Genomic DNA, 11,713 nt, shown 5'->3' with positions numbered 1-11,713 from the left:
GGAGGAGATCAGCCGAGCACGGCGGCGCGGACGGCGTCGGTGTCGGCCAGGTCCGGCAGGACGGTGTGCGCGCCCGCCGCGGACAGTTCCTCGGCGGAGAAGTGGCCGGTCGCCACGGCGATGGAGACCGCGCCGTTGTCCAATGCGGCCTTGACGTCGTTCGGGGTGTCGCCGATGACGACGACCTCGCCGGCGTCGAACTCGGTGCCGTGCTTGGCCGCGGCCAGCCCCATGGCGTGCGGCACCAGGTCGGGGCGGTGCACCGAAAGCGTGCCGTAGCCGCCGATCTCCAGGTCGAGGTGCTCCTGGAGGCCGAACGCGGCGAGCTTGTGCCGCGAGATCTCCGGCAGGTTGCCGGTGACCAGCGTCTGGACGACGCCGCCGTGCCCGGCGAACGCGGTCAGCGCCTCGACCGCGCCCGGCAGCACGCGGGCTTCCGCCGGAAAGCGGTGCGCGGCGCGTTCGGACTCCGCCACGAGGGCTTCGAACAGCGCTTCGATCGTCTCCTGCGCGGCCTCGAAGCCGTTCGCGGTGAGCAGGTCGGTCGTCGTGGCGAGCTCCGTGCGGCCCCCGAACACCGGGTTGACGCGCAGGGTGGCCCCGGTCGCGGCGGTGAACGCCGTCGCGTACCAGGCCGAACCCAGCTCGGTGAAGTCCACGAGGGTGTGGTCGATGTCCCAGAGCACCAGCCGCTTCTTCGTCACGGGATCGAGGTTACCGGCGACACTATTCAACACGTGTTGACTTCCGGGGCCGGGTGGTCGTAGCGTTGAATTCAACAAGCGACGAATAACTGGAGGTTGTCATGACCGGTCCTGTCCGGCGCCCCGCCGGGGCGCTCGCCCTGGTCGCCGCCGCGGCCGGCGCGCTGGTGGCGGCGGTGCTCGGGTTCCTCACCTTCGGCGCGCAGGCCACCGTCGCGCCGGACGGCGTCCCGGTCGCCGTCGCCGCGCCGCCCGAGATCGCCCAGCGCATCGCCGCGCACGGCGGGGGCCAGCTCGCCTGGACCGTCGCGACCCCGGCCGAAGCGCGGCGGCTCCTGGCGGACAAGAAGGTCTACGGCGTGCTCGAACTCGCGCCGGGACCGGTCGCGACGGTCGTGACCTCCGGCGCGGTCAACCCGGCGGGCACGCAGGTCGCGCAGCAGGCGCTGACCGGCGCCGCGACCGCGCTGGCCGGGCCGCCGAAGCAGGAGGTGCTGCACCCGGTGAGCCTCGCCGGCCGGACCGCGCCGCTGGCCGCGTCCGCGCTGGCCTGGATCGGCGCGCTGGTGGCCGGCCTCGGCCTGACGCAGCTGGCGAAGCGGACCGGCCGCGTGCCCGGCGCCGGAGCGCGGTTCGCGCAGGTCGTCGGCGTCGGTGTGCTGCTGACGGCGGTCGTGGCCGGGTTCTTCGCTCTGTGGGACTCGGCGCTGCCGCTCGACGCCGGCGTGCTCGGCTTCGTCTTCCTCGCGGCGACGGCGTTCGCGGCGGTGCAAGCCGGGCTGCTCCGCCTGCTCGGCCTGCGCGCGATGGCCGTGCTGGGGCCGCTGTACCTGGTCGCGCCCGCGGTCGCCGGCCAGGTGCCGGAACTGCTGAACCCCGCCTACCGCGCGCTGCTGTGGTCGTGGACGCCGTTCCGCTTCTCGGCCGAGGGTCTGCGCAGCCTGCTGCAGGGCGTGCCGGACGCGCCCGACGTCACGACCGGGCTGTGGGTGCTGGGCGCGCTGCTCGCCGCGGGCCTGCTGGTGACGCTGTGGCCCTCAGCCCGCGAGCAGGCTGAACCGCACCTTGCGGACCGGGTTGTCGAGGTTGGTGTCCACTAGGCAGATCGACTGCCAGGTGCCCAGCGCGAGCACACCGCCCAGCACCGGGATCGTCGCGTACGGCGGCACCAGCGCCGGGAGCACGTGGTCACGGCCGTGACCCGGGCTCCCGTGCCGGTGCCGCCAGCGGCCGTCGCGGGGGAGGAGCTCGTCGAGCGCGGTCAGCAGGTCTTCGTCGCTGCCGGCGCCGGTCTCCAGGATCGCCAGCCCGGCGGTGGCGTGCGGGACCCAGACGTGCAGCAGCCCGTCGGCCGCGTCGGCGTCGCGCAGGAAGGCCTCGGCTTCGCGGGTGAGGTCGTGGACGACGGCTTCGGAGCCGGTGCGGACCTCGATCTCGGTGGAGTACATGGCTCCAGCGTAAGGCTCAGGAGTCGAGGTAGCGCAGCACCGCGAGCACCCGCCGATTGTCCCCTTCGGACGGTGGCAGGCCGAGCTTGCCGAAGATCGAGGTCACGTACTTCTCCACGGAACCGGCCGAGAGGAACAGCTTCGCCGCGATCGCGGAGTTCGACCGGCCTTCGGCCATCAGGCCCAGCACTTCGCGTTCGCGTGGCGTGAGGCTGTCGAGCGCGTCGGTCTGGCGCGTCGCGGAGAACAGCTGGCTGACGACTTCGGGGTCGAGCACGGTCTCGCCGTCCGCGACCCGGCGCAGCGCGTCCAGGAAGTCCGACACCTCCGCGACGCGGTCCTTCAGCAGGTAGCCGACGCCGCCCGCGCGGTCGGCCAGCAGCTGTGCCGCGTACTTCGTCTCGACGTACTGGGAGAACAGCAGGATGGCGCAGCCCGGCAGCGCGCCGCGCAGGGCGATCGCGGCCCGCAGGCCTTCGTCGGTGTGCGTCGGCGGCATCCGGATGTCCACAATGGACACGTCGGGGGTGTGGCTTTCGACGGCGGCCCGCAGCGCGTCGGCGTCCTTGACCGCGGCGACGACCTCGTGGCCGCGGAAGGTCAGCAGCTCGACGAGGCCTTGGCGCAGGATGGTGGAGTCCTCCGCGATGACGATCCGCATGCCGCGACCCTAGCGGGGCAGCGGCACCCGTGCGGTCACTTCGGTCGGACCACCCGCGGGGCTGGTGACGGCGAGCTCGCCGTCGACGGTCCGCAGCCGTTCGGCGACGCCGGCCAGGCCACCACCGGGCACGACCCGGGCGCCGCCGCCCCCGTGGTCGCGCACCCGCAGCCACAGGACGTCGCGCTCCTCCGTGACTTCGACGGACGTCGTCCCGCCGTGCTTCGCGGCGTTGGTGAGCAGCTCGGCGGCGCTGAAGTAGACGATCGTCTCCAGCGACGGCGGCGGGCGGCGCGGCAGGTGCACGGTGATCCGCGCGTCGATCCCGGACGTCGCGACGAGCGTGGCGAGCGCGACGTCGAGACCGGCGTCCAGCGCGGCGGGGTGGATGCCGCGGGCGAGGTCGCGCAGCTCGGTCAAAGCCTGCTTCGCGTTGGTGTGCGCGGCGGTGACCAGCTCTTTCACCTGGGGGAGGTCGACGCCTTCGAGTTCCTCCTTGGCCAGGCCGAGCTTCATCGACAGCGCGACGAGCTGGGCTTGGGCGCCGTCGTGGAGGTCGCGCTCGATGCGCCGCAGCCGCAGGGCGGCGTCCTCGACCGCGGTCGCGCGGCTCTCCTCGAGGTCGCGGACCCGTTCGGACAGCACCCGCTCGCCGAGCAGGCCGACGACCAGCAGCCGGTCGAGCGCGGTGAAGGCGTGCGTCACCCGCGGCAGCACCACGAGCACCAGCAGCCCCGACGCCGACCAGGCGAGCGCGCCGGCCCAATGGTCGGCCCGGATGCCGAAGGTCGGCAGCTCCCGTTCGCCGAGCGGGAACCAGAAGACGGCGAAGGAGGTCGCGGCCACGCCGTAGACCGTCGCGGAGCCCACGGCGAGCAGGCCCGCGAAGGTCAGCGGGAGCCGGAGCAGCAGGTAGCCGGCCGTGCGCCAGCCCGCCGGGTCGCCGACGCGGGCCTTCACCCAGCTCCAGAGCCCGGGTTTCAGCTCGGGACGGCGCGGGGCGGGGACGCTCACGCCGAGCAGGGCTTTCGCGAGGCCGCGGTGGGCGGCGCCGAGGGCGCGGGCGTAGAGCAGCGCGCCGGCGAGAACGAGGAAGCCGAGCAGGACCGGCGTCAGCCAGAGGCCGGCGAAGACGAGGGCGAGGAAGGTGAAGAGGGAGAACAGGCTGAGCGGGCCGGCGAGCCACAGCCAGGCGTACTCGGCCCGGAAGTCCCGCGCGGCGAGGGGGCCGAACACCCGGCGGAGCAGGTGGGGTCGGGGCAGATCGAGGCTGGTCACGGGTTCAGTTTCGCCCGGGCGGGGCCTGCTGCCCATCCGGTTTTCCCCCGGGACGGGCTCGGGGAAGCGCCCGGGGGGCCCGGACGTGGTGAAGGGGACGTTCATGGCGTCGGGGGCGGGGCTCTGCGGTCGGCGAGGCGGGTCGCTTGCGTCGCCAATGACTCATGGGGGACCGCTGAGGTCGCGAATGAGACATTCGCGACCTGCTCGGCGAGTGGAGGTGACCAAGTGCCGGCGAGCGGGCCCGCGGGGGCGCCCCCCGTCTTCCACATTACCGGCGACCACCGACAATCCCGGATCGCGAAAGCCGTGAAGGCCACCTCAAGGAACTCCACGTTCCTCAAGGTGACCTTCACGAACCTCGGCTCAGGGGGTGTCCGGGTCGTCCTCCCGGGCCCGCTGCGCCGCCTCGCGCATCTCGATGACGTCCGTGAGCCAGTCGCCCGTCTCGCGGGCGATGTCGCGGATCGCGCCGGTGATGATCGAAGCTATGTTGCCGACGTGCGTCGCGGCCGATTCGGTGATCACCTGCAAGGTGTCCTTGTCTCGTTCGAACTGGCCCACCATGTCACCCTCACGCTGCTCGGAGCTGCCGGTCGGGTTCCACGGTAGTCGGCGAGGGCGAAGTCTGCGGGAGCGCGAGCTTCACGATCTTCTTCGCGACCGACCAGAGCTGCTTGTGCAGCGGCCCCGTGTGGTACGGGAGGCCGTACTTCTCGCAGATCGCGCGCACCTCGCCGGCGATCTGCGGGTAGCGGCGCGCCGGGATGTCGGGGAACAGGTGGTGCTCGATCTGGTGCGACAGGTTGCCGCTCATGATGTGGAACAGCGGGCCGCCGGTGATGTTCGCCGAGCCGAGGATCTGGCGCAGGTACCACTGGCCGCGCGACTCTTCCGACGTCTCTTCCTCGGTGAAGCTCTCGACGTCGGCCGGGAAGTGGCCGCAGAAGATGATCGCGAACGCCCACAGGTTGCGGGTCAGGTTCGCCGTCGCGTTGCCGAGGAACGTCAGCGGCGCCAGCGGGCCGGTCAGCAGCGGGAACAGCACGTAGTCCTTGCCCACCTGCCGCGACGCCTTACGCAGGATGCGACGCAGCACCGGCACGTTGTCGGCCCACGACCGCTCGCCCTTGACGACGTTCTCGACCTCGAGGTCGTGCAGCATGACGCCCCACTGGAAGAACAGCGCCAGCAGCGTCGCGTACACCGGGTTGCCCAGGTAGTACGGGTGCCACTTCTGGGCGGTGTCCATCCGCAGGATGCCGTAGCCGACGTCGCGGTCCTTGTCGACGATGTTCGTGTACGTGTGGTGGATGTAGTTGTGCGAGTGCCGCCAGTTCTCCGCGGGCGCCACCGTGTCCCACTCGAAGCGCTGCGAGCTCAGCGCCGGGTCGCGCGTCCAGTCGTACTGGCCGTGCATGACGTTGTGGCCGATCTCCATGTTGTCGAGGATCTTCGCCACCGACAGCGCGCCGACGCCGGCGAGCCACGCGGGCGGGAAGAACCCGGCGAACAGCAGCGCGCGGCCGGCGACCTCCAGGCCGCGCTGGGTCTTGATGACGTTGTGGATGTAGTCGACGTCCTCCTGGCCGAGGTCGTCGACGATCCGCTGGCGCAGCGCGTCGAGCTCGCGGCCGAACTCCTCGACCTGCGCCGGGGTCAGGCGATCCTGCAGACCGGTCATGGCTGTCTCCTCTAAGCGTCGATCTCGACGTCCCCGACCGGGACGGAGATGCAGAGCTGGATTTCTTCGTCTTCTTCGCCGGAGATCTCGCCCGTCTTCGCGTTGCGGACGCGCCCGGCGGTCTTCAGCTGGGTGCAGGAGAAGCAGATGCCCATCCGGCAGCCGTGCTCCGGCAACAGGCCCGCTTCTTCGGCCTGCTCCAGCAACGGCTTCCCCGAGTTCGCGCACTCCCGCCCGCTGCGCTTGAAGCGCACCTGGCCCTCGGCGTTCTCCGTGTCGAAGGTCAACGCCGGCGGCGTGAACTCTTCGGTGTGCACGCGTTCACCCAAATGATCACGCACGGCGTCCATCAGCGGCTTCGGGCCGCAGACGAACGCCTCGGCGTCGCGGAACCACGGCGCCACCTGTTCGAGGTGGTCCGGGGAGAAGAAGCCGCGCAGTTCGCCGCCCTGGGTGTGGGTGTAGGCGTGCACGACCCGCAGGCCCGGGTGCCGCTCGGCGAGCTCGGCCAGTTCGGTGCGGTACAGCGCGTCGGCCGGCCCGTTCGAGTACTGCACGAACACGATCTCGCCGTCGTGACCCTCGGCCACGAGCGTGCGGGCCATCGCGAGCACCGGCGTGATGCCGCTGCCGCCGGCGATCAGCAGCACGCGGCCGGGCCGGGTGGCGGGCAAGGTGAAGCTCCCGTCCGGAGTGGACAGGTTGACCACCGAGCCGACGCCGATCGCGCGGTTCAGGTAGCCGGACACCAGGCCCTGCTCCTTGACCGTGAACTCCAGTTCGCCGTCGTACTGCGAACCGCACGGCGAATAGCACCGCGTGCGCCGGACGCCGTCGATCTCCACCTGCAGGCGGACGTACTGGCCGGCGGTGAAACCCGGCCACGCGCGGCTGGGCTTCACCGTGAGGGTGACGCTGTCCGGCGTCTGCTTGCGCACCGCCGTGACCAGCCCGCGGATCTCGCGGCGGACCAGCATCGGGTCGACGAGCTCCAGGTACCGGTCCATCCCGTGCGGCGTCAGCAGTGCCTCGGCCAGCGAGGCGAGGCTGCGCACCCGCCGGGGGATGAGCGCCGTCATCGGTCCTCCTCGGTTACAGTGAACGACTGTACACTGAACAGTGCACTGCAGGAGTGGAGCCGCTGTCAACGCGGAGAGGCGAGGATGTGACGTGAGCAACGCGGTGGACATCCGTACGCTGGTGGACGTGTCAGAGGAGCCGGTGAGCCGCCAGGAGCGCAAGCAGCGCACGCGCCAGGCGTTGCTGGACACCGCCTTGGACCTGCTGGCGGACCGCCCGTTCGCCACGCTTTCCCTGCGCGAGGTCGCGAAGGGCGCGGGACTGGTGCCGACGGCGTTCTACCGGCACTTCGCCACGATGGAGGAACTCGGCGTCGCGCTAGTCGAAGAAGCGACGCGCACGCTGCGCGGCATGATGCGCTCGGCGCGCACCGACCCGGACACCTACCAGGGCATGATCAGCGCCTCGGTGGCCACGGTGCACCAATTCGTGCGGGCGAACGAGGACCATTTCCGGTTCCTGACCCGCGAGCGCTACGGCGGCGGGCCGCTCGCCCGCGCCATCGCCGTCGAACTGCGCATGTTCTCCGGTGATCTCGCGATCGACCTCGCCCGGTTCACCCCGCTGCGGTCGTGGAGCACCGAAGACCTCCACATGCTGGCCGACTTGATCGTTTCCGTGATGATCACGACGACCGTCGAACTGCTGGAAGCCCGCCCAGGTGAAGACGTGAAAATCACCGGAACGGCGGAAAAACGGCTGCGGTTGATCCTGCTCGGCATCCCGCACTGGAAAACTCGCTGAACGTTTCCCGCACGACGTTCGTATTTCCCGGGGGAACCCCGAGACTTGCGACTCACGTCACTGGGGAGTGTCGGTCCGGCGTGGTACAACCCTCGGATCGTGCCTCGCCGATGAGGAGGTCGTGTGACGGACAGCGAACAGAGTCAGCAGCTCACCGTGGGTGTGGTGACGGAGTCACGCCCCGGGGAGCGCCGGGTCGCCATGGTGCCCAAACTGGTCGGGCGGCTGGCGCAGCGAGGGCTGCGCGTGGTCGTCGAACCGGGTGCCGGGGCCGGGGCGCACCTGAGTGACGACGCGTACACCCAGGCGGGCGCCGAACTCGGCGACGCGTGGGGCGCGCCGATCGTCGTGAAGGTCAACCCGCCCACGCCGGACGAGGTCGCGAAGCTGAGCCGGGGATCCGTGCTCGTCGGCTTCCTCGATCCGCGCGGAAACCCGGACGGGCTCGCGAAGCTCGAAGAAGCGGGCCTTCGCGCGTTCGCGATGGAGGCGATCCCGCGGATCTCCCGGGCCCAGGCGATGGACGCGCTGTCGTCGCAGGCCAGCATCGGCGGCTACCGCGCCGTGCTGCTCGCGGCGCAGAAGCTCCCGCGCTTCTTCCCGATGCTCACCACCGCGGCGGGCACCGTCCCGCCGGCCAAGGTGCTGGTGCTCGGCGCCGGCGTCGCCGGCCTGCAGGCGCTCGCCACGGCCAAGCGGCTCGGCGCGCAGACCACCGGCTACGACGTGCGGCCCGAGGTCGCCGAGCAGGTCAAGTCGCTCGGCGCGCAGTTCCTCGACCTCGGCATCGAAGCGGTCGGCGAAGGCGGGTACGCCCGCGAGCTGACGCCGGAAGAGCGCGAGGAGCAGCAGCGGCGGCTCACCGAGGCCATCACGAAGTTCGACGTCGTGATCACCACCGCGCTGGTGCCGGGCCGCAAGGCGCCGACGCTGGTCACCGCGGACGCCGTCAAGGGCATGCCGGCCGGGTCGGTCGTGGTCGACCTCGCGGGCGAGACCGGCGGCAACTGCGAGCTGACCAAGCCGGGCGAGGACGTCGTGGAGCACGACGTCACCATCTCGTCCCCGCTGAACCTGCCCGCCGAAATGCCTTCGCACGCCAGCGAGCTGTATGCCCGCAACGTCACCGAGCTGCTGGAGCTGCTGGTGACGAAGGAAGGCGCGCTGGAGCTGAACTTCGAAGACGAGATCGTCGCCGGTGCCTGCGTGGCCGGGCGCGAAGGGAGCCCGTCGTGAGCCCACTCGTGCAGAACCTGGCCGTGCTGGTGCTCGCCGGGTTCGTCGGCTTCGCCGTCATCTCCAAGGTGCCCAACACCCTGCACACGCCGCTGATGTCCGGCACGAACGCCATCCACGGCATCGTGCTGCTCGGCGGCCTGGTCGTGCTCGGGCTCGGCGTCGACGGCGTCTTCAACAAGATCCTGCTGGTGATCGCCATCGCCTTCGGCACGATCAACGTCGTCGGCGGCTTCCTGGTCACCGACCGGATGCTGTCGATGTTCAAGGGCAAGAAGCCCGCACCCGCCGAGGAGGACGACAAGTGACCGACTTCGTCGCGATCCTCTACATCATCGCGTTCGCCCTCTTCATCTACGGCCTGATGGGCCTGACCGGCCCGCGCACCGCGGTCCGCGGCAACTGGATCGCCGCGGTCGGCATGGGCATCGCGGTGCTCGCCACCCTGCTCACCCCGGGCATGGGCAACTGGCTGCTCATCGTCCTCGGCGTCGCGATCGGCGCGGTGGTCGGCGTCCCGTCGGCGCGCAAGGTCAAGATGACCGCGATGCCGCAGATGGTGGCGCTGTTCAACGGCGTCGGCGGCGGCGCGGTCGCGCTCATCGCGTGGGTGGAGTTCAACTCGACCGACGGCTACGCGCACGAACCGGCGTACATCGCGATCGCGTCGCTGTTCGCCGCGATCATCGGGTCGATCTCCTTCTGGGGCTCGAACATCGCGTTCGGCAAGCTGCAGGAGCTGATCAGCGGCCGCCCGATCACCATGGGCAAGCTGCAGCAGCCGGTCAACGCGCTGCTCCTGCTGATCGCGCTCGGCTGCGCGGCGGCCATCATCGCCGGCGGCGACTCCTGGCTGCTCATCGTCGGGCTGCTCGTCGCGGCCGGCGTCCTCGGCCTCACCGTCGTGCTGCCGATCGGCGGCGCGGACATGCCGGTCGTCATCTCGCTGCTCAACGCCTTCACCGGCCTGTCGGCGGCGGCGATGGGCCTGGCGCTGGACAACACGGCGCTGATCGTGGCGGGCATGATCGTCGGCGCGTCCGGCTCGATCCTGACCAACCTGATGGCCAAGGCGATGAACCGGTCCATCCCGGCGATCGTCGCGGGCGGCTTCGGCGGCGGCCCGGCGGTCGCGGCCGGCGGGGGCACCAAGGAGGCGCGCCCGGTGCGCTCGACCAGTGCGGCCGACACCGCGATCCAGATGGCCTACGCCAGCACGGTCGTCGTGGTGCCCGGCTACGGCATGGCCGTGGCCCAGGCGCAGCACACCGTCCGCGAGATGGCGAAGCTGCTGGAGAAGAAGGGCATCACCGTCGAATACGCCATCCACCCGGTGGCCGGCCGGATGCCCGGGCACATGAACGTGCTGCTCGCCGAGGCCGACGTGCCCTACGAGCAGCTCAAGGAGATGGACGAGATCAACTCCGAGTTCGCCCAGACCGACGTCGCGCTCGTGATCGGCGCGAACGACGTCACGAACCCGGCCGCGCAGACCGACCCCAGCTCGCCGATCTACGGGATGCCGATCCTCAAGGTCAACGAAAGCCGGTCCGTGATCGTCTTGAAACGCAGTATGAGCTCCGGCTTCGCCGGGATCGACAACGACCTGTTCTACGATCCGAAGACCAGCATGCTCTTCGGGGACGCCAAGTCGTCGGTGGGCGAGATCGTGGAGGAACTCAAGGCGTTATGACAGCCGGGTCGGATGTGCGTGCGGCGTTCACCGACCCCGCCGAGAACCTCGCGTTCGACGAAGCGCTCCTCCGGGTTGCGCCCGAGTCACCGGTGCTGTGGCTCTGGCGCAACCCGGTTTGCGTCGTGGTGGGGCGCGGGCAGCGGATCGCGCGCGAGGTGCGCGTCGAGGAGTGCGCCCGCGACGGCGTCCCGGTGCTGCGGCGGGCCAGCGGCGGCGGCACCGTGTTCCACGACCCGGGGAACCTGAACGTGACCCTGGTGCTGCCCGGGCCCACCGACCGGCCCCTGGAGACGCTCGGCCAGGTGATGAGCGCCGCCGTCGACCACCTCGGCCTGGTGCCGCGGATCGGCGACCGCGGGCTGTTCGTCGGCGACGCGAAGCTGTGCGGGTTCGCCGTGTTCCGCACGAAGACCGGGCTGCTGGCCCACTCGACGCTGCTGGTCGAGACGTCGGCCGCGCTCGTCGGCCGCTACCTGACGAGCGCGCCGCCGGACCCGCGGCCGCTCGATTCGCACCGCAGCCCGGTGGCGTCGCTGGCCGAGCACGGCATCCGGCCCGGCTTCCCGGCGGTCGAGGCCGCGGTGCGGGCGGCGGCTTCGCAGATCCTCGGGACGTTCGTGCCGCGCCCGCCGACTTCGGCCGAACGGGACCGGCAGCGGGCGTTGCTGCACACCCGCTACCACTACCCGCTGTGGCACGCGGACGGTGCGCAGCGCGCGGCTTGAGTTCCTGCCGCTGTCTACTGTGGACTTACTCGGCGGCCGAGAACGTGATGCCGGGCACCTTGCGCGTCGTGGCTCGCGTGGTCTTCTTCGGCTCCGCCGTCTTCCGGGCGCGGGTGGTCTTCGCCGGTTCGGCCTTCGCCGTGGTCGTCTTCGCCTTGGCGGCGGCCTTCGGTGCGGCCTTGGCGGTCGTCGCCTTCGTGGTCTTGGTGGCCGTCTTCGCCGCGGTCTTCGCGCGCGGCCGCTTAGCGCCCGGCACGATTCGCGGGCGGCGCTTGCGGCCTCCGGTGCGGCGGCCGGCGTCGGCGTAGCGCTGCAGGAGCTCGCGCAGCGCGTCGGCGTTGGCGAAGGAGAGGTCGATGTCGTAGTCGATGCCGTCCAGCCCGAACCCGACCGTCTCCGCGGCGGCCTCGCCGGTCAGATCGTCCAGCACCCGCACAGCCGTGTTCTTGGCCACGAC

Annotated in this window: 14 protein-coding genes; 6 read left to right on the top strand and 8 right to left on the bottom strand. The window is 71.1% G+C overall.

The window, feature by feature from the left end; translation table 11 throughout:
* Nucleotides 1–8 precede the first annotated feature (8 nt).
* Nucleotides 9–704, bottom strand: a complete 696-nt coding sequence (locus tag H4696_RS22940; RefSeq protein ID WP_086859960.1) for an HAD family hydrolase — start codon at nucleotides 702–704, stop codon at nucleotides 9–11.
* A gap of 101 nt (nucleotides 705–805) precedes the next feature.
* On the opposite strand from H4696_RS22940, the gene H4696_RS22935 reads away from it, so the two are divergent.
* The gene (locus H4696_RS22935; protein WP_086859958.1) at nucleotides 806–1,804 is read left to right on the top strand and encodes a YhgE/Pip domain-containing protein; all 999 of its coding nucleotides are present in this window, start codon (nucleotides 806–808) and stop codon (nucleotides 1,802–1,804) included.
* Here the strand turns inward: H4696_RS22935 and H4696_RS22930 are convergent.
* From H4696_RS22930 to H4696_RS22905, 6 genes are all read right to left on the bottom strand, one after another.
* Nucleotides 1,742–2,152, bottom strand: coding sequence for a secondary thiamine-phosphate synthase enzyme YjbQ (locus H4696_RS22930; RefSeq protein WP_086859956.1), 411 nt, complete (start codon nucleotides 2,150–2,152; stop codon nucleotides 1,742–1,744). The genes H4696_RS22935 and H4696_RS22930 overlap by 63 nt on opposite strands.
* A 16-nt stretch (nucleotides 2,153–2,168) precedes the next feature.
* On the bottom strand, nucleotides 2,169–2,813 hold the full coding sequence (locus H4696_RS22925; protein WP_086859940.1) for a LuxR C-terminal-related transcriptional regulator: 645 nt from the start codon (nucleotides 2,811–2,813) through the stop codon (nucleotides 2,169–2,171).
* Nucleotides 2,814–2,822: 9 nt separating this feature from the next.
* Nucleotides 2,823–4,127 (bottom strand): sensor histidine kinase, encoded by a 1,305-nt coding sequence (locus H4696_RS22920; RefSeq protein ID WP_086859938.1) that lies wholly within the window; start codon nucleotides 4,125–4,127, stop codon nucleotides 2,823–2,825.
* A 330-nt stretch (nucleotides 4,128–4,457) separates the two neighbouring features.
* Nucleotides 4,458–4,658, bottom strand: a complete 201-nt coding sequence (locus H4696_RS22915; protein WP_086859936.1) for a hypothetical protein — start codon at nucleotides 4,656–4,658, stop codon at nucleotides 4,458–4,460.
* A 7-nt stretch (nucleotides 4,659–4,665) separates the two neighbouring features.
* Entirely contained in the window at nucleotides 4,666–5,775 is a 1,110-nt protein-coding gene (locus H4696_RS22910) for a fatty acid desaturase family protein (RefSeq protein ID WP_086859934.1), read from the bottom strand.
* 11 nt (nucleotides 5,776–5,786) lie between these two features.
* On the bottom strand, nucleotides 5,787–6,854 hold the full coding sequence (locus H4696_RS22905; protein ID WP_086859933.1) for a ferredoxin reductase: 1,068 nt from the start codon (nucleotides 6,852–6,854) through the stop codon (nucleotides 5,787–5,789).
* Between the two features lie 91 nt (nucleotides 6,855–6,945).
* On the opposite strand from H4696_RS22905, the gene H4696_RS22900 reads away from it, so the two are divergent.
* The 5 genes from H4696_RS22900 (at nucleotide 6,946) to H4696_RS22880 (ending at nucleotide 11,256) form a co-directional block, all read left to right on the top strand.
* Nucleotides 6,946–7,599, top strand: coding sequence for a TetR family transcriptional regulator (locus H4696_RS22900; RefSeq protein WP_086859931.1), 654 nt, complete (start codon nucleotides 6,946–6,948; stop codon nucleotides 7,597–7,599).
* A gap of 123 nt (nucleotides 7,600–7,722) precedes the next feature.
* Complete coding sequence (locus tag H4696_RS22895; RefSeq protein ID WP_086859929.1) at nucleotides 7,723–8,835, top strand: Re/Si-specific NAD(P)(+) transhydrogenase subunit alpha; 1,113 nt, start codon at nucleotides 7,723–7,725, stop codon at nucleotides 8,833–8,835.
* Entirely contained in the window at nucleotides 8,832–9,143 is a 312-nt protein-coding gene (locus tag H4696_RS22890; protein WP_086859927.1) for an NAD(P) transhydrogenase subunit alpha part 2, read from the top strand. The genes H4696_RS22895 and H4696_RS22890 overlap by 4 nt, the downstream gene beginning before the upstream one ends.
* Nucleotides 9,140–10,528 carry an NAD(P)(+) transhydrogenase (Re/Si-specific) subunit beta gene (locus H4696_RS22885; RefSeq protein WP_086859925.1) on the top strand — a complete coding sequence of 463 codons (1,389 nt, stop codon included), beginning with the start codon at nucleotides 9,140–9,142 and terminating at the stop codon, nucleotides 10,526–10,528. The genes H4696_RS22890 and H4696_RS22885 overlap by 4 nt, the downstream gene beginning before the upstream one ends.
* Nucleotides 10,525–11,256 carry a lipoate--protein ligase family protein gene (locus H4696_RS22880; protein ID WP_086859923.1) on the top strand — a complete coding sequence of 244 codons (732 nt, stop codon included), beginning with the start codon at nucleotides 10,525–10,527 and terminating at the stop codon, nucleotides 11,254–11,256. The genes H4696_RS22885 and H4696_RS22880 overlap by 4 nt, the downstream gene beginning before the upstream one ends.
* 25 nt (nucleotides 11,257–11,281) lie before the next feature.
* Here H4696_RS22880 and H4696_RS22875 read toward each other — a convergent pair whose 3' ends face one another.
* Nucleotides 11,282–11,710, bottom strand: coding sequence for an Lsr2 dimerization domain-containing protein (locus H4696_RS22875; RefSeq protein WP_249026992.1), 429 nt, complete (start codon nucleotides 11,708–11,710; stop codon nucleotides 11,282–11,284).
* Nucleotides 11,711–11,713: the final 3 nt, after the last annotated feature.

Source organism: Amycolatopsis lexingtonensis (assembly GCF_014873755.1).
Classification (GTDB): Bacteria; Actinomycetota; Actinomycetes; order Mycobacteriales; family Pseudonocardiaceae; genus Amycolatopsis; species Amycolatopsis lexingtonensis.
This window is presented reverse-complemented; position numbering and strand designations above follow the sequence as displayed.

Excerpts from the sequence above, each read along its gene's own strand:
- H4696_RS22880 (WP_086859923.1), top strand. The coding sequence starts at position 10,525 with ATGACAGCCGGGTCGGATGTGCGTGCGGCGTTCACCGACCCCGCCGAG.
- H4696_RS22930 (WP_086859956.1), bottom strand. The coding sequence starts at position 2,152 with ATGTACTCCACCGAGATCGAGGTCCGCACCGGCTCCGAAGCCGTCGTC.
- H4696_RS22925 (WP_086859940.1), bottom strand. The coding sequence starts at position 2,813 with ATGCGGATCGTCATCGCGGAGGACTCCACCATCCTGCGCCAAGGCCTC.
- H4696_RS22915 (WP_086859936.1), bottom strand. The coding sequence starts at position 4,658 with ATGGTGGGCCAGTTCGAACGAGACAAGGACACCTTGCAGGTGATCACC.
- H4696_RS22935 (WP_086859958.1), top strand. The coding sequence starts at position 806 with ATGACCGGTCCTGTCCGGCGCCCCGCCGGGGCGCTCGCCCTGGTCGCC.
- H4696_RS22910 (WP_086859934.1), bottom strand. The coding sequence starts at position 5,775 with ATGACCGGTCTGCAGGATCGCCTGACCCCGGCGCAGGTCGAGGAGTTC.
- H4696_RS22905 (WP_086859933.1), bottom strand. The coding sequence starts at position 6,854 with ATGACGGCGCTCATCCCCCGGCGGGTGCGCAGCCTCGCCTCGCTGGCC.
- H4696_RS22920 (WP_086859938.1), bottom strand. The coding sequence starts at position 4,127 with ATGGGCAGCAGGCCCCGCCCGGGCGAAACTGAACCCGTGACCAGCCTC.